Source organism: Planotetraspora sp. GP83 (assembly GCF_041262585.1).
GTDB lineage: Bacteria > Actinomycetota > Actinomycetes > Streptosporangiales > Streptosporangiaceae > JAOEGB01.
The window spans coordinates 36896-53869 of record NZ_JBGCBZ010000009.1; the positions used below are offsets into that span (position 1 = coordinate 36896).

Consider the following 16974-nt stretch of genomic DNA (forward strand, 5'->3'; position numbering starts at 1 on the left):
GGTGAGGGGGCAGCCTGTTGATCACGCTCGTAGAGCTTGCCGTGCTGGCCTTCGCCGGGTACCGGGCCACGCAATTGGCCGTTTATGACACGATCCTCGACCCGGCCCGCGACGCCGTTCAGCGGTGGCGCGACCGCCGTCCCACCTCCAAGCTCCGCGACAACGCCGTCACTTTGATCTCATGCCCGTACTGCGCCGGCTGGTGGATCTCCGGGGCAATCCTCGCCGTGTACCTGCTGGTCACGGGGCGCTGGGGCGACGCCCCGCTGCTGCTCCACGGCATCGAGTGGCTGGCGGCCGCCGGGGCGGCCGTGCTGCTGAACCGCGCCGACTCCGCCATGGGTTAGGGGTGACCGTGACGGCCCGCGCCCCGGAGCTCACCGCCGCCGCCTCCCGGTTCGTCGCCCGCCGCCTGCGGGTCCGTCAGGTCGACCAGTCCTGGCAGGAGCAGGCGTGGGCGTTCTTCGACACCACGCCCGAGGTGCGGTTCGCCGCCACGTGGGTCGGCAACGCCATGTCGGGGGCGAAGCTGTTCGCGGGCCGCCGCAACAGCGAAGGCATGATTGACCGCGCCCCCGAGGACCACCGCGCCGCGCATCTCGTCGCGTCCATCGCCGGAGGCCCGGACGGGCAGTCGCAGTTGCTCGGCGACTTCGGGCCGCACCTTGTGGTCGCCGGGGAAGGGTGGATCGTCATCCGCCCCGAACACGAGGCCGACGCCGAAGACGCTGGGGCCGGCGCTGACTGGCGGGTGCTGTCGGTGGCGGAGGTCACCCAGCAGGGCGGCGCGCTGATTGCGGAGATCGACGGTGAGCCGGTGACGATCCCCGGCTATGACCCCGAGCAGCCCGATCCGGACGCCCCGGTCGCGATCCGCGTGTGGGAGCCGCACCCCCGCCGGCAGATGGAGGCCGACTCGCCGGTGCGTTCCAGCCTTGGGCTGCTGGAGGAGCTGCGGCTGCTGAACGCAGCCGTCGCCGCCATCGCACGCAGCCGGTTGACGGGGCGGGGCATCCTGCTGGTGCCGAAGGGCACCCGGTTCCCCACGACCCGAACCGATGGCGACGCGGAAGACGACCTGCTTGAAGTGCTGATGACCGTCGCCGAGACCGCGTACAAGGACCCCGAGAGCGCCGCTGCGACGGTCCCGATCATCCTTGAGGTCCCGGCCGACACGATCAGCGACATGAAACTGCTGACGTTCGAATCGCCGTTCGACGAGCTGGCGATCAAGCTTCGCGAAGAGGCGATCAGGCGTTTCGCCACGGGGTTGGAAATCCCTGCGGAGATCCTGCTGGGGATGGGCGACGTCAACCACTGGGGCGTGTGGCAGCTGTCGCAGGAGGCAATCCGCCTCGGCATCGAACCGAAGCTCGCGACCGTGGCGCATGCCCTTACCACGCAGTGGCTGCGGCCCCTGCTGGAGGAGGAAGGCGTCGACGACGCCGGCGAGTGGCTGGTGTGGTACGACTCCTCCCCGCTGCGGGTGCGGCAGAACCGGTCGGAGATCGCGCTCGAGGTGTACGACCGGGGCGCCATCAGCGACGACGCGCTCAGGCGGGAGACGGGGTTCGAGGACGACGACGCTCCCTCCCCGGAGGCGCCGAACACGCAGCGGGACCGCGCTGACCAGCAGCCAGGCCCGGCCCCGGCCCCGCCGGGGGACCCGGACCTGCCGGTGGACGAAACCACGAAGGAGCCGGACACGCTGCCCGCCGCCGCAGCGCCCATGTTCGGGGATGGGCTGGTCGCCGCTGTGGACGGCCTGATTTGGGCGGCCCTGTCGGCGGCCGGGGAGAAACTGATCCGCACCCCCGCCTGTCCCCGATCGGAACGAGGCCGGGCGAAGGCCATGCAGCCGGCCGCGCTGCACACCCTCCTGTCCGTGGACTCGGCGCACGTGGAGCAGTGGCGGCTGCTGGACGGGGCGTGGGCCAGAGTGCCGGAGATCGCCGTCCGGTACGGCGTCGACCCCGAATGCCTCACCCGGGCGTTGGACTCCTACTGCCGTGAGCTGATCGCGGCCGGGGTGGACCACACCTACGAGCAGACCACAGGTGTGCTGCGCGCCCCCTGCCTGGCGGTGGCCGCATGAAGACCGGCAGCGCTGAGGCGCCGATCGGGCACTCCCGGGCGGCGCACGCCGTCCACGGGTGGTGCTCGCACTGCAACGGCCGCACCGCCGCCGATGAGGTCGTGGCGTGGCGGGTGCGGGAAAACAACCGCACCGGTTACGGCGATCACGACGACCCGGACGGGCCGCCCACCGCTGGCGAGCAGGTGCCCCTGCTGGGTGACCTGCGGCACGGGTGGTGCCCGCACTGCCGCGCCCTGACGCTGTCCATGGCGACGATCAGCGCCGTCACCGACGCCGGGGTGACGGTGATCGGCGGGTACGCGGTATGTGAGAGTTGCGGCTGGTCGCCATACGCCGAAAACCGGGGCCTGCCGGGATGAGCGGCAAGGACCCACGTCAGGTCGCGCGGGACACCGCCGACCGCACCCTGACCGGTCTCGAGCGCATGGTGCAGCGCGCGGTCGCCGGCGTGCTGGACGAGGTCGCCGAAGAGTTCGCCCGGTCGTTGGAAGCGTCGGGGCTTCCTCTCACGGTGGTCGCGGCGGCCCTGGCGGCGGGCGGCGACCCCATCGACGACGCCGACCTGCGCCGCCCCGCCGAGCTGTGGCGGAGCCTGCTTCGGCGGATTCTGGCCGCGCTGCTCGCGGTGTGGGAAGCGGCGTTCAAGGCGGTGCTGCGCCGGTTCGATGTGCCGCCTCCGCCGGGGAGTGACGACCTGGTGTCGCGGTGGCTGGACGACTCGTTCTCCGTCCCTGAGGCCGCCCAGCAGTACATGCGGGAGGCGGAAAACCGGCTGTCCGGGGTGGGTGACGCCCTGTGGGACGCGGCGCGCCGTGCACTGGCCGACGGTATGGCCGCCGGCGAAGGCGCCGACCAACTGCGCAAGCGGCTGCAACGCACGTTTGCGGAGGATGGGGTGGAGTTGGGTGACACCCGCGCGGAGCGGATCGCCCGCACAGAAACCGCCGCCGCGTGGAACCGGGCGGCCCTGGACGGCGTGAACGCCATGCCGCCCGAGGTGCGGCCCACCTACAAGACGTGGCTCGCGACGATGGACACCCGCACCCGCCCCGACCACTGGGCGGCGGACGGGCAGACGGTCCTGGTCGCCGCGCCGTTCCTGGTCGACGGTGAGCCGCTGATGCACCCCGGCGACCCGATCGCCTCCCCCGCCAACCTCGTGAACTGCCGCTGCACGGTCACGTTCGGGTACGAGCCGGACCCGCCACCTGACGAAGGCCGCCAGTACCTCGACGACGCCCAAATCCGGCGCGTCGTCGACTACTTCGAGGAGCAGGGAATCGTGCGTGACGCCCACACCCGACCAGATCTGACCGCCGCCACGGGCGGCCCCTACACCGGCAGCATGGTCTCGCTGGTGCCGTCCGCCGCTGACCTGGAACGGCTCGCCGTCGACGGCGGCCTTCCCCCGGAGGAACTGCACTGCACGCTGCTGTTCCTCGGCGAAGCCGACGCCATTGACGCGCCCACCCGGGCGGCGATCATCGACTCGTTGCGGTCGGGCATGCCCGGCCACATGGACCAGCCCGACGGGCTGCAGCCGCTGGACGCGGAGGGGTTCGCGATCAGCGCGTTCAACCCGCACCACGACGACCGTGACACCTGCATCGTGCTCGGCGTCGGCGGGCTGGGCCTGACCGACATGCACCGATCGGCGTCGGACATCGTGTCGGACGTTTTCGACCTGCCGGACCAGCACACGCCGTGGATCCCGCACGTAACGCTCACCTACACCGACGACCTGGCCCAAGTCGCCCGGTTGGCGGACCGGGCCGGCCCGATCGTGTTCGACCGGCTGCGGATCTCGTTCGCCGGTGAGGTGACCGACATCCCTCTCGGCCCAGAACAGGACGGAGACAACGCCATGCCGGACAACGCCTCGGTGGCCGCGCCGCCGCGCCGCTGGTCCACCCCGGACGACACGGGGTTGGCCTTCGAGAACCAGGAGACGGGCGACGGCAGGATCTTCGCACCGAACTCCCTGTACTGGGAGTCAGGGCCGTGGCCGCTGCAGTACGCCGACGAGATGCTCGGCGGCCACGAAGGGGCGGAGCTCGCCGGCGCGATCGACCAGCTCAGCCGGGACGGGGACCGCATCCCCGGCGCCGGGGTGCTGTACACGTCGCAACCGTCCGGGCAGGAGGCGGTCCGCCTGCTTGAGCAGGGCGCGCCCCTAGGCGTGTCGGTCGATCTGGATGACGTCGATATCGAGTTCATCGACCGCAGCCACGGCGAAGGCGACGGGGAGGTCGTGCTGATGGCGTCGTACGCCGCCGCGTCCGCTCTGCCTCTGCCCGGCGGGTCGTGGCTGGTGTCGGTCACCTCCGCCGATGAGATCGCCGCCTCCGGGGGCCCCGTGCGCACGCGGCGGGCGGTGCAGTGGACCACCCTCCCCGACGGTGCTGTGCCGGTGGCCGCGCTGCGCGCTCTCGCGCAGGGGCCGGGCGTGATGACCGCCGCCGCCGGCGACGCCGACGACCCCGAGCGGGGCCAGGTGCTGTTCACCGAGTCGTCCGGGGACTTCCTGATGCGGATCACCCGCGGCCGGGTCAGGGGCGCGACGCTGGTCACGATGCCGGCGTTCGACCGGGCGCGGATCGTCCTCGACCCCGCCGACGATGTCGCCGCCTCCGACAGCGGCGGCGGCGAGGAGGGGGTGAAGGCGGGCCCGCGGATGAGCGAGGTCGTGGCGTTCGTCGCCTCCAGCCCGAACCCCGTCACCGCCGCGCAGGTCGCCGACCATCTCGGCATGAGCGTGTCGACCGCCCGCGACTACCTCGGCAAGGCCGTCAAGGCGGGGAAGCTGGTGCGGATCGCGCTCGGCCTGTACGTCGGCGCCGCCACCCTGCCCGAGGGGGAGGTGTCTGCGGCGGCGTGCGGCGACCTGGAGTTGCCGATCCACGAGGACCGTGACGCCGGCTGGGACGGCGACAAGGCAGGGTCGCGGGTGCTGGACTGGGCGACCGCCGAGGACGGGTCGGTGGACGCCGAACAGCTCGCGCGGGCGTTCCTCTACCGGGACCCAGACGCCGACCCCGCCACGCTGGGGGCGTACAAGCTCGGCATGGCCGACGTCGTCAGCAGCGGCGGGCAGGACCGCCTGGAGATCATCCCGAATGGGGTGGTCGCGGCGGCTGGTGCCCTGCAGGGGGCCCGGGGCGGGGTGGACATCCCCGAGGACGACCAAGAGCAGGTCCGCCGGTCGGTGTCCCGCCTATATGAGCGGATAGGTGAGAAATTCGGCGAGCCCATGAGCCCGCCGTGGGACGGCGACAACGAGGAGGAGGTGGAGGCGGCGATGGCTGAGCTGGAGGCGTCGGCGTGGACCGCGATGCAGGACATGCCGCCGATGCCGGCCGGGTGGTTTCGTGAGCCCACCGAGGAGGAGTTGCCCCCCGGGTCGGGCGGGGTGCACTACCGCAACGGCCGGATCTTCGGGTGGGTGGCGCAGGCGGGTGAGCCGCACGCGGGCTACCCGAACCGCAAGTTGACGATCGAGTCGCTGGGGGACATCGACCTGACGCACTTCCTGCGGGCGAAGTTCCCGCTGAACGACGGGACGTTCGCGAGGGTGGGGGCGTTCACGATGAATGTGCCGCACACCCGCGACGGCGCCGAGTGCGAGAACGCCGCGTGCCAGTGGGACGACACCCGCACCGTCGCCGGGATCGTCACGGTCGGCATGAACAGCCGGGGCATGTGGTTCTCCGGGGCTGCCGCGCCATGGCTGGCCGAGTGGGACCGGCGGGTGTTCACGGCGTGCCAGCCGTCCTACCACATGCGGCAGGGCCGCGACGGGCGGTGGCAGCTGCGCGCGGTGCTGTCGGTGCCAGTGCCGGGGCATTCGTCGCCGCTGGCCGCCTCAGCGGTGGCGCACCGAGCGAACGTCGCGCTGGCGGCGTCCGCCGCAGCGGCCCAGCCGCCCGCTGTGGCGGCTCCGGTCGTGGCGGGCGGTGATCTGCGGGCGTTGGCGGCGGCGCTGGTGACGGACACCACCCTGGTCGACGACCTGCTGACAGCGATGGAAGTGCGCGAACAGCAGCGGGCCGCCGCCCGCGCGGAGATCGCCCGCCTGCAGCAGCAGGTGGCCCCGGCCCGGGCGGAGATCGCCGCGTCCATGTCCGCCCAAATCAAGGAGGGAACCGGTCATGCCGTGTAAGTGCCAGGAGAGGAACCGCACGCAGTACGAGGTGGTGCAGCACGAGAAGGTCGTCTACACCTCGACCAGCGAGCCGACCGCGAAGGCGGTGGCCAAGCGCTACCCGGGGTCGGAGGTGCGGCCCAAGGGCGGCCAGGCGGACGCGCAGCAGGCCGCGCAGGAGACGGCGACCGCCTGACCGGGTGGGGACGCGCTGGGCACCCGGGCATTTGACCAGGGTGCTCGGCGCGTCGCTTGCGCTAGCATTCGGAGCATCGCCGCTGGTTGTGGGCCGGGCTCTCGTCCTGTAGGAGAGAGATGCCGCAGCTGTGGACCAGCAGTTTGAGCTTCCCGAGGACCTGACCCGCCTGACCGACGACGAGCTGGTTGACCTGCTCGACGGTGCGGTGGCCGCTTTCGACGCCAGGTCCACCAGCACCACCGTCACCCCGGACGACCTGGCGCAGCTGCGCACGCTCGCCGAGTTCGTCAACAACGTGCGTTCCGAGCAGCAGACGCGGCGAGAGGCTGCGGAGGCCGCCGCCGCCGAGATCGACGCGCTGGCCGCGCAGGTGCGCGGTCAGGACGCCCCGCCGGAGGAGCCGGAGCCGGAGCCCGCCCCGCCGCCGGAGCCCGCGCCGGAGCCCGTGCCGGAGCCCAAGGGCGAGGCGACCGCCTCCGGTGCGGTGGTGCGCCGCCCTGTGCTCGACCTGTCCGGGGTGCGCCGCCGCCAGCCGCGTGTGCTGCCGCAGGACACCAACCCCCGCCCGGAGATCACCGCTTCGGTGGACGTGCCCGGATACCAGCCGGGCCAGCCGCTCGACATGGACGGCGTCACCGAGGGCATCATCCGCCGCGCCAACGCGTTGAAAACGGCCGGCGGGGGCGTGGGCTTGTGCGCCAGCTACCGGCTGCCGTTCCAGCGGGAGCTCATCGTCAACGACTCCTCGTCGGGCACGGAGGGCACCCGCGCCGTCATCCTCGCCGCCGACCAGTCGCGCCTGCCGAACAAGGACCTGGTCGCGTCCGGCGGGTGGTGTGCGCCCAGCGAAACCGTGTACGAGCTGACGGACATCGCCTGCCCGGAGATGCTGTGGGACGCTCCGGAAATCCAGCTCGCCCGCGGCGGCCTGCGCTTCTTCAAGATCCCGTCGCTGGACGTGGGCTCGATGACGTGGGTCCACACCGAAGCCGACGACATCAGCGGCGCGACCAAGCCCTGTTTCAAGATTCCCTGCCCGGAGCCGGACGAGATCCGCTGCGACGCCGTTGGCGTCTGCCTGGAGGCGGGCATTCTGACGCAGCGCCATTTCCCGGAGCTGGTCGCGTGGTATCAGCGCAACACGATGGTCGCGCACGAGCTGCGCGTCCGTCAGGTCCTGTTCGACCAGGCCCGCGCCGCCGCCACCGCCGTCACGATCGCGCCCACGTTCGGCGCCTTCTCCGCGATCTTCGCGGCGGTGGCGCTGCAGTCCGCCGACATGATCGAGCGGCACAGCCTGTGTGACTCCATCTCGATCGAGGTGGTGTTCCCGTGGTGGAGCCGGAACATGTTCCTGGCGGACATCTCCCGCCGCAACGGCGTGTCCTGCGACGAGATCAGCGACCAGTGCATCATCGACGCGTTCCGCACCCTCGGCGTCCGCGTGCAGTGGGCGCGCGGCCTGTCCCCCGCGGTCCCCACCGACATCGGCGGAGCCACCCCCGCCGCGGACTGGCCGGCCCAGATCCCGTTCCTGATCTACCCGTCGGGTGCGTTCCAGATCGGACGCGGCGGCGAGATCAGCCTGGGCGTGATCCACGACAGCACGAAGTTCAGCACGAACGACTACACCGCGGCGTTCTCCGAGGAGTGCGTGGCGCTGATCAACCGCGGGCCGGAGGCGCGGATCGTGACCGTGCCGGTCTGCCCCGACGGCCGCACCGGTGAGCAGCTGGGCATCGCCTGCCCGATCGCCTGACCCCCGCCCCTCCACCGGACGCGCCAGGCACGGAACTCTCGCCCCGTGCCTGGCGCCCCCGACCACCTTGTGAGGAGGTGAGCGGATGCCGCCCGCCGGCATGAGGCGACGCGTGGACGCCATCCCGGGCACCCCGCTGCCGAACGGGATCCTCGGCGGCTGCACCACCGTGGTCGACGTCACCGAGAACGACATCCACCAGCTGCTCGGCGTGGAATGGCTGGGGCTGGGCTGCAACCCGGTGCGGGACACCGACTGGTGCCCGCCCGGCGACGAATCGCCGGGCGAGGTGCGGGTCAAGGAGTTCGCCCGCCCCGAGGTGGAGTCGGCCGACCCGGTCACCCTGTACGCGGGGGTGGAGTGCTCAACCATCGGCTGGTCGTATGCGGAGGCGATCGAGCACGTGCGGGCCACGCTGCTGCTGGGTGAGCAGCGGGGCCTGGAGGAGTGGTTCTGGTCCAGCGTGCTCGCGCCGAGGGCGATCGACCTGACCCCCGCGGCGGGGCCGGTCAACATCGCCCAGGGGGTGGCCGCTTTGGAGGGCTGCCTGGCGGAGAACTACGGCGGCATCGGCACCCTGCACGTCCCCGCCGGCGCGGCCGCTCTGCTCGGCTGCTGCAACGCGGCGGTCCTGCAAGGCAACCGGCTGCGCACCCTGGCCGGAAACTGCGTGGTGATCGGCGCCGGGTACTCGGCCCTCAACACCGGCCCCGACGGCACGCCGGCCGAGCCGGGCACCGCGTGGCTGGCCATCAGCGGGCCGGTGCTGATCCGACGCGGGCCCCTGGACATCGTCCCCGGGAACGCCGCCCAGTCCGTCGACTACCGGTACAACGACCGCCGCGTGCTGGCCGAGCGGACCTACGTCCCGGCGACGACCTGCACCGTGTGCATGATCCAAGTGAGCGTCTGCCCATGAGCATGATCATTCGTGTCCGTCCGGCCGCCGACCAACGGCGCGCGTTCGCCGCCTGGGCGATCACGCAGACTCCGAAGCTCCGCACGGTGGGGCCGGTCGAGTTCGGTGTGCCCGCCCACCTGTTCGAGGCCATGCCCGAGCACCTGCTGGTGGGTGCCTTCGTGGACGGCCGCCCGTACGTGGCACCAGACCCCGGCACGCAGTCGGGGGACGCCAGCCGGGGCCTGGTGCCGCCCCCCGGCCAGGAGGGACGAGCGGAGCTCGAGGAGCCCGCCCAGCCCGCCGACCCGGCCGAGCCGGGCGAGCCTTCAGAGCCCGCCGACCCGGCCGAGCCGGCCGAGCCGGCGCGGGCGTCGGCGGCCGCGCGCAGGTCCCGCAGCCGCCGCACCCAGGGGAGCTGACGTGCCCGTACAGCCTCTCCCGTGCGACGACGGCGGCGGGTCGGGGCCGCCGCCCACACCCGCGTGCTGCGCCCCGGCGATCGCGGCGCAGCCGCTGTGCCTGTCCGACGGCACACCGGTCCTGCTGGTCGTCCGCTCCGGGTGCGTCGAGTGCGGCGCGACCGCCGCCGACCCGCAGGCCATCGGCTGGATCAACCCCCAAACGGGCGTTTTCACGCCGGGGGTGGTGCCAGCGGGGGCGGGGCCGTGCGACGGCGGCTGCGTCACCGCCGCCACCGTGCAGCTGTGCGACCTGATGCCCGGCGGCGGCTGCACGGCGTTTCTTCGGCACCTGGTCCGGGACTGCGACGGCGCGGTCACCGCGACGGTGGACACCACCCTGGACGGGGTATCCGCGTACGCGGTGGCGGGCACGGCCGGGGACTGCGCCGCCTGCGGGTGCGTCGACACCATCTGCGTGCAGCGGTGCGACGACACCGACGGCGACGGCCAGGCCGACGCCACCTACAGCGAGCTGTGGTGCGTCCGCGCCGACGGGTCGGCCGAGCTGGTCCTGACCTACGCCGACGAGCCGGCCGTCCCCTACACCCCGGTCAGCCCGGTCGACTGCACCTACGGCTGCCTGGAGTCCGAAACGGTCATGCTGTGCGACGACAGCGGGCCGTTCCTGCGCAGGTACGTGTTCCTGAACGGGAGCGCGTCGTACACGGACGTCGCCCTGGACGGGCAGACACCGCACCTGGTCGTCGGGGCGGTGGGGGCGTGCCCAGCCGGGACGGACTGCGACAACCCCACCACCGCGGCGGCGACAGTGGGGCTGTGCCTGCCGGACGGCACGCCGATCGCCGTGGTGGTGACGCGGGACTGCTCCGGAACGGTGACCCAGACGGGGTGGCTGAACCTGGCCACCGGCCTGTACTCGGTGGGCGCGCCGCCGGTCGGCGCGGCCGCGTGCGGCAACTCCCGCGCGTTCGAGCTCACCGGCGTCCTGTGCGACACCGACCCGAACACGGGGGTCGTGCTCGGCCTGGTGCTGGCCCAGTACGCCTACAACCCGGACGGGTCGCTGGCGTCCGTCGAGCTGATCAACCCGGCGACCGGCGGCCCGTACACGCTGCAGGGCGAACTCACGCACTGCCCGACCGGGGCCGCCCAGCCGGACGCCGACCTGGTCGTGCTGTGCGACACCCGGCCCGACGGCACCACCAGCCGGTTCGTCCGGGACTTCCGCCGCGACGAAAACGGTGTGATCGTCGGCCATACGGACTACACGCTGGCCGGCGCCCCCTATGTCCCGGCCGGGACGGTGGGGCTGTGCCCGGCCGAGGTCGCAGCGGTGGACGTGGAGACGCACCCGCTGTGCGTCGTCGACAACGCCACCGGCGCGATCGTCCAGCGGATCCGCGCGGAGGCGGTGTACGACGACGCCGGCGCCCGCGTGGAAACCCGGTACGTGGACGCGGTCACCGGCGACCCGGTGGTCCTGCCGGGCGGAACCGCCCTGCGGGTGTGCCCGCCGGAGGCCACCCCGGCCCGCGACGTCGAAACCGTGCGTTTGTGCGTGGTGGATAACGCGTCCGGGAACGTGCTGCAGCACGTCCTGGCCGAAGCGGTATACGACCAGACCGGGGCCCGCGTGGACACCCGGTTCGTCGACCCGGTCACCGGCGGCCCCGTGGCGGTGCCAGTCGGCGCCCGCCTGGACATCTGCCCCGGCCCGGCGCCGGAGCCGTGCTCGACCACCCAGACGGTGATCCTTTGCGACACCGCCGCGGACGGCACGGCCACGGTGTTCCTGCGCCGCTTCATCTACGACTGCGACGGCGCGGTCACCGGCCACGCCGACACCACCGTGGACGGCGCCACCCCGTACACCCCGGCCGGCACGGTCGGCGTGTGCGGCCCGCAGCCGGAGCCGTGCCGCAACACGAGCACGCTGCTGGTGTGCGACCTCCCGGCCGGCGGTGAGCCCGGCCCCGCGGTTACCGACACCGACCCGACGCCGTACTACCCGTACCACACCGGGGTCGCGGTCGCCGGTGGCCAGACGCTGTGGGCCGGCGGGACGCTGAACCTGCCGCCGGGAACAGCGCCGCAGCCGGGCACCCTCGGCAGCGTCAACAGCCTCGCGGCGACCATCGCCGCGCCGCGCCCGGCCTGCGACACCGGCACCGCGCACGTCACCGTCTCCGTCAACGCGCAGCAGACCGGCCCGGACAACGGGTGCGGGGCCACCGGTCACCTGCGCCTGTTCATCGGGACGACGCAGGCCGCGCTCACCCTTACCCCGGCCAACACCCCGGTCGGCTGGTTCGGCACTCTTACCGTGGAGGCCGATGTCCCGGCCGCCGACCTCGCCGCGGGCAACATCGCCGTGGCGCTCGCGCTGGACGCCTACGACGACAACCCGGTCACGTGCGCGCCGAGCCCGCGCCGGACCGGCTGGCAGGTCTCAGCGTTCACCGCGTCGGTGGTCTACGACCAGGCTGGTTGCGCCACCCAGTTCCTGCGCAACGTCATCACCGACTGCCAGACCGGCGAAGTCGTCGCCGTCGCGGACACGACCCTGGACGGTCAGCCGTACACGGTCACCGGCGAGGTTGGCCAGTGCACTGCGGCTGGCGGCGGAACGCAGACCCCGCCGTGTCAAGCGCAGAACATCATCGAGGCGTGCCGCTGTGACGACACCGACGGGGACGGCCTGCCGGACGTCGGCTATGTGGAGCTGCTGGCCGTCGACTGCACCGGCGACCTGGTCAGCGTCGGCACCTACGAGCCTGGCCTGACCGCCCCGTACACGCCGGTCTCCCCGGTCGGCTGTGACGCCGTCACCGAGGGGGCGCCGCCCGCCGTCGGCGTGCAGGCCCGCCGGGTGCAGCTCACCACCGGGCAGTCGTGGTCCGCCGCCGGGGTGGTGCTGCTGCAGTCGGTCACCGCGACCGCCCACGGGGGGACCGGCCGCATCACCACCGCCAACGGCACCAGCACCTTGTTCCAGGGGGAGTCGGTCACCTGGTCGGTGGCCCGCGATGAGGACTCGATGCTGGTCGGCCCGCTGACGATCGCCGCTCAGACGGGCACCGTGACCATTTCGTACACGCAAGGAGTGCTGTTGTGAGTGGATGCTGCGGGCCGGGCCCGGTCATCATGAGCGGCCCCCAGACGCCGCGTGTCGACGTGGAGACGCTGCTCCTGTGCGACGTCCTCGCGGACGGCACCGTCGCCGCGCAAGTCCTCGTAGAGCCGGTGTACGACACCACCAGCGGCGACCGCGTGGCCACACGAACCGTCGACCCCGTAACCGGTGCCGCCTACACGGTGCAGGGCACGCTGATGGACTGCGCTGCCACGGGTGACTGCGAACAGTTCGTCGGGACCCTCTGCTATCAGGAGCCGGCCACCCAGGACCCGTCGTTCACGCTGCACAAGTTCGACGCGGCCGACCCGAACTACCCCGGCTGCCTGGTCGGGCTCGACGCCACGGACGGCGACTTCCCGTTCATCCAGTACAACGACCCGATCACCGCGTGGGAGGGCACCTACAGGTCGAACACCGGTACCGCGTCGAACGTCGAGGTATCCGCTCCTGAGCTTGGTGGCTTCATCGACTGGAGCCAGTTCAGCCCGCCGATCCCGTCGGTTCCCAACGCGGGCATCCCGGCCCCGTACACGGGCACCGCCGTTTTCAACGGCATCACGGTCACGCTGGACGTCCTCACCGCGTCGGCCATCACCACCGGTACCCAGTACCTGCGGATGGGCGGCACAGAGCACTTCAAGCTGTCGTTCTCGTCGCCGGTGACGATGAAGTTCGGCACCCAGGGCTTCGCCGACCCGGCCGCAGGCAACTTCGAGCGGTTCTGCAACGTGACCGCGACCGGCACCGTCACCGGGGCCGGTGAGATCCGGACGGCGTACGGGCTCCGCGACTGCACGACCGGCGAGACGACATGGCGCGACCAGGTCACCAGCGACCCGGTAGACCTGACTCAGGCAGTGGTCGTGCCGTGCCCGCAGGCAGAGCGGGACTGCGCCTCTCCGACCGAGCCGACCGCCACCGTGGGCCTGTGCCTCGCGGACGGGACACCGATCGCGGTCACCGTGGTCCGTGACTGTGCGGGCACCGTCACGTCCGAGGGCTGGCTGAACCTCACCACGGGCGCCTACTCGGCCGGCGCGCCCCCGGCCGGGACGGTTGCCTGCGGCGAGTCCCGCAGCATCCAGGTGTCCGGCACGTTCTGCGACATCGACCCCGTCACCGGCGACGTCCTCGGCCTGGTCCTCATCGAGTACACCTACGACGACGCCGGCGCGATCTCCTCGGTGCGCCTGGTGGACGCGGTCACCGGCGGCACCTACACGCCGACCGGCACCGTCACCGTGTGCCCGGCGGGCGTCGAGCAGCCGGAGCGCGACGTCCTCCAGCTCTGCGACACCGCCACCGACGGCACCGTGACCGAGTTCGTCCGGGACTACGCCCGCGACGAGAACGGCGCCATCACCGGCCACAGCGACTACACCCTGGACGGCGCCGCCTACACGCCGACCGGCACCGTCACGACGTGCCCGACCGGGACCGAGCAGCCGGAGCAGGACGCGGTCCAGCTCTGCGACGTCGCCGCGGACGGCACGAGCACCCCGTTCCTCCGCGACTTCAGGCGCGACGAGCTCGGCGCCATCACCGGGCACAGTGACTACACCCTGGCCGGCGCCGCCTACACGCCCACCGGCACCGTCGGCACCTGCGCACCGCCGTGCCTGCACTGCGAGACGGTCGAACTGTGCGACTCCACCGCGGAGTGCGCGCCGGGCACGAGCATTGCCGACAAACCGTGGAGCCCGCGCTACCTGACCGCCGGGGACTCCGCGACCCCGGCCGTCGTCGCGCTCCGGAAGAATGTGCCTGGCGGCGGCGCAGGGTTCTGGAGCGGCGGCTCCACGGTGTTCCCGAACGTGTCCACGGACCCGGACGGCGGGAATGACGGCGTGCACTACGGCATCGCCGGCAAGCTCACCGCGGGCAACGTCTGCCCCGACTGCTTCGCCCCGGCCGACCAGGTGACCATCACCGTGACCGGCCAGGCCCACAACGACGGCCCCGGCACGGGCATCCTCACGGACGGCCGCTTCCGCATCCTGCGCGACAGCGGCGAGGCGAACGGCGCCGTGCCCGAGCTGGCCATCGTCACCGACTCCAACCGGCCGGCTAACTCCACGTGGTCGTTCACCGCGACCGCGACCGTGCCGTGGTCGGACGTCCTCGCCGGACGGATCGTCCTCACCCTGGACCTGGAGACCCGCAGCAACAGCGCCTACAAGCAGTGGACCGCCTCCGGCCTGACGGTGTGCATCACCAACACCACGCCGCGCCCCGGCTGCGGCAAGCGGTTCCTGCGCTCGGTCTGCCGGGATTGCACCGGACAGGTCGTCTCGCACACCGACCTGGAGCTGGACGGCATCACCCCGTACACGCCCGTGGGCGCGGTCGGGGAGTGCTCGGCCTGCGGACAGGGCGAGGCAGCGTGCAGGCACTGCGAGACGCTGCTGCTGTGCGACGACGGCGCCGATGACCCGGCCACGATTCGCGGCCTCGGGGTCACCACCGGCACGCTGTCGAACGGAGTCACCTGGTCGTCGCGCGGCAACGCGCCAACGCTCCCGTCGAGTTACAACAACGCCGACGGCGCATGGTGGGGTCAGGCGACCTTCCCGAACCCGGTGTTCCCGAACAGCACCTGGTCGTTCTCCCAGCCGGTCACCGTCGAGTTCTCGGTGTACATCCGCTACTTCGCTTCCGGCACGGCAGGCGACAACACCGCGCAGCTCCCGACAGGGCTGGAGGTCGTCAGCCTGCCGGACGGATACACCTACGACCCGATCACCGGCATCCTGACCGTCACCGGCAGCACCCTCGGCGATCCGTGCGCCTACCTCACCGACCCGCACGCGGCGACCTCGGCGCGCTTCAGGACCGCCAACCCGGTCACCTCAGTCACCGCGCGCTACCTCGGACAGCGCATCGCCAACTGCGGCGTGTTCGGGAACTACAAGATCGGCGCGTTCGAGGTCACCGCGAGCGGCCAGTTCCTCCGCTCCGTGTGCCGGGACTGCACCGGCGCGGTCATCAGCACCACGGACACCGCCCTCGACGCCGTCACGCCGTACACCCCCATCGGGACGGTCCGCCAGTGCACGGACCCGCAGGCGGAGCCCTGCTGCCAGCCGGTCCAGGTGTGCATCCAGCAGGACCCGGTGCAGGAAGTCGAGTTCATCTCCAACGAGGAACACCGCAACAACAACACGGTGGACCCGGTGTGGAAGTGGACCACGGACCTCACCGCGGCCAACCCGACCTGGTACGACATGTACCAGTACCAGTACTCGGGCGCCTGGTCGGTCACCGACTCCGACACCGCACGCCCGGCCTGGTGGGTGAGCCCGCACCCCAACGGCGCCTCGGCGCAGTCGAGCCCGGCACAGCCGAACGAAGGCCCGTCGCTCCTCAACACCCACTGGTATCCGCGCGCCTACTTCGACCTGCCGGACAACGCCGACCCGGCAACCATCAAGATCCAGGCCACCGTGTTCAACGCCGACCAGATCGGCAGGGCGTTCCGGCTCAACAACGGCGCCTGGCAGAACCTGCCGGCGACGGCCACGCACAACGGGACAACGTACACCTTCGGCCCCGACACCATCCCGGGCGCGCAGGCCGGCCGGAACTTCCTCTACCTCGACGTTGAGGAAACCGTCGGCGGAGGCTCCGGCCTGATGGTGCACCTCAAGGTCACGTACGAGGTCATCCCCGAGACCCGCTCGTGGACCCGGATGGTCTGCTGTGGCGACACGATCTACTACCTCGACGAGGACGGGCAGCGCCAGGACGCCGTCCCGGACGGGTGGCACCTGGCGCCGTGCGGCGGCGCAGCAAGCGCCAGCACACCCGCTTGCACGAAGCAGATCGTCGAACGGTGCGGGTGCGACGACACCGACGGAGACGGCATCGGTGACGTCCAGTACACCGAGCTGTGGGCCGTCGACCCCTGCAACGGGGAAGCGCCCGCACTCCTGGGCTCCTACGAGGACGGCGACCTCACCAAGCCGTACACGCCGGTCGCCCCGGTCGAGTGCACCACCGCCGACCTGCTCCCCGGGCCGCTGAGCACCGGCGTACGGGCCGTCACCGGCACCGCCGTGCAGGACATCGCCGCCACCTTCCCCGGCGCCCAGAGCGTCAGCCTCACCGTGCTCGCGGGCCCGGTCAACGTCACCATGAGCGACGGCACGTCCGTGCCCGTCCCGGCCGGGGTCACGCTCACCTGGTCCGTGGCACAGGAGGCAGACACCGCCCTCGCCGCAGCTTCCTTCGCCGGAGCCACGGCCACGGCAAGCTACCTGCTCAACTGGACGTACCGCTGATGGCCGGCTCCTGCTGCGGGAGCGTCCGGGTCCTGCCG

10 protein-coding genes are annotated in these 16974 nt (G+C 72.0%); all 10 read left to right on the forward strand.

Going from position 1 to position 16974, the window contains the following annotated elements; all coding sequences use genetic code 11:
• Nucleotides 1-17 precede the first annotated feature (17 nt).
• The 10 genes from ABH927_RS14620 (at nucleotide 18) to ABH927_RS14665 (ending at nucleotide 16936) form a co-directional block, all read left to right on the forward strand.
• Nucleotides 18-347, forward strand: coding sequence for a DUF1360 domain-containing protein (locus ABH927_RS14620; RefSeq protein ID WP_370021747.1), 330 nt, complete (start codon nucleotides 18-20; stop codon nucleotides 345-347).
• 8 nt (nucleotides 348-355) lie between these two features.
• A complete protein-coding gene (locus tag ABH927_RS14625) occupies nucleotides 356-2095 on the forward strand; it encodes a hypothetical protein (RefSeq protein ID WP_370021748.1) in 1740 nt (579 codons plus the stop codon).
• On the forward strand, nucleotides 2092-2457 hold the full coding sequence (locus ABH927_RS14630) for a hypothetical protein (RefSeq protein ID WP_370021750.1): 366 nt from the start codon (nucleotides 2092-2094) through the stop codon (nucleotides 2455-2457). Before ABH927_RS14625 ends, ABH927_RS14630 begins: the two co-directional genes overlap by 4 nt.
• Nucleotides 2454-6257 carry a phage minor head protein gene (locus ABH927_RS14635; RefSeq protein ID WP_370021752.1) on the forward strand — a complete coding sequence of 1268 codons (3804 nt, stop codon included), beginning with the start codon at nucleotides 2454-2456 and terminating at the stop codon, nucleotides 6255-6257. Before ABH927_RS14630 ends, ABH927_RS14635 begins: the two co-directional genes overlap by 4 nt.
• Nucleotides 6247-6435: a hypothetical protein gene (locus ABH927_RS14640; RefSeq protein WP_370021753.1), complete on the forward strand. Its 189-nt coding sequence runs from the start codon at nucleotides 6247-6249 to the stop codon at nucleotides 6433-6435. Before ABH927_RS14635 ends, ABH927_RS14640 begins: the two co-directional genes overlap by 11 nt.
• A gap of 130 nt (nucleotides 6436-6565) precedes the next feature.
• The gene (locus tag ABH927_RS14645) at nucleotides 6566-8197 is read left to right on the forward strand and encodes a major capsid protein (RefSeq protein WP_370021755.1); all 1632 of its coding nucleotides are present in this window, start codon (nucleotides 6566-6568) and stop codon (nucleotides 8195-8197) included.
• A 112-nt stretch (nucleotides 8198-8309) separates the two neighbouring features.
• Complete coding sequence (locus tag ABH927_RS14650) at nucleotides 8310-9116, forward strand: hypothetical protein (protein WP_370021757.1); 807 nt, start codon at nucleotides 8310-8312, stop codon at nucleotides 9114-9116.
• On the forward strand, nucleotides 9113-9517 hold the full coding sequence (locus tag ABH927_RS14655; RefSeq protein WP_370021759.1) for a hypothetical protein: 405 nt from the start codon (nucleotides 9113-9115) through the stop codon (nucleotides 9515-9517). The genes ABH927_RS14650 and ABH927_RS14655 overlap by 4 nt, the downstream gene beginning before the upstream one ends.
• Nucleotide 9518: 1 nt before the next feature.
• Nucleotides 9519-12635 (forward strand): hypothetical protein, encoded by a 3117-nt coding sequence (locus ABH927_RS14660; RefSeq protein ID WP_370021761.1) that lies wholly within the window; start codon nucleotides 9519-9521, stop codon nucleotides 12633-12635.
• A complete protein-coding gene (locus ABH927_RS14665; RefSeq protein WP_370021763.1) occupies nucleotides 12632-16936 on the forward strand; it encodes a hypothetical protein in 4305 nt (1434 codons plus the stop codon). Before ABH927_RS14660 ends, ABH927_RS14665 begins: the two co-directional genes overlap by 4 nt.
• Nucleotides 16937-16974 lie beyond the last annotated feature (38 nt).

What these genes read in the sequence shown, in the direction of transcription:
- ABH927_RS14640 (WP_370021753.1), top strand. Translation starts at nt 6,247, where the DNA reads ATGCCGTGTAAGTGCCAGGAGAGGAACCGCACGCAGTACGAGGTGGTG.
- ABH927_RS14655 (WP_370021759.1), top strand. Translation starts at nt 9,113, where the DNA reads ATGAGCATGATCATTCGTGTCCGTCCGGCCGCCGACCAACGGCGCGCG.
- ABH927_RS14630 (WP_370021750.1), top strand. Translation starts at nt 2,092, where the DNA reads ATGAAGACCGGCAGCGCTGAGGCGCCGATCGGGCACTCCCGGGCGGCG.
- ABH927_RS14635 (WP_370021752.1), top strand. Translation starts at nt 2,454, where the DNA reads ATGAGCGGCAAGGACCCACGTCAGGTCGCGCGGGACACCGCCGACCGC.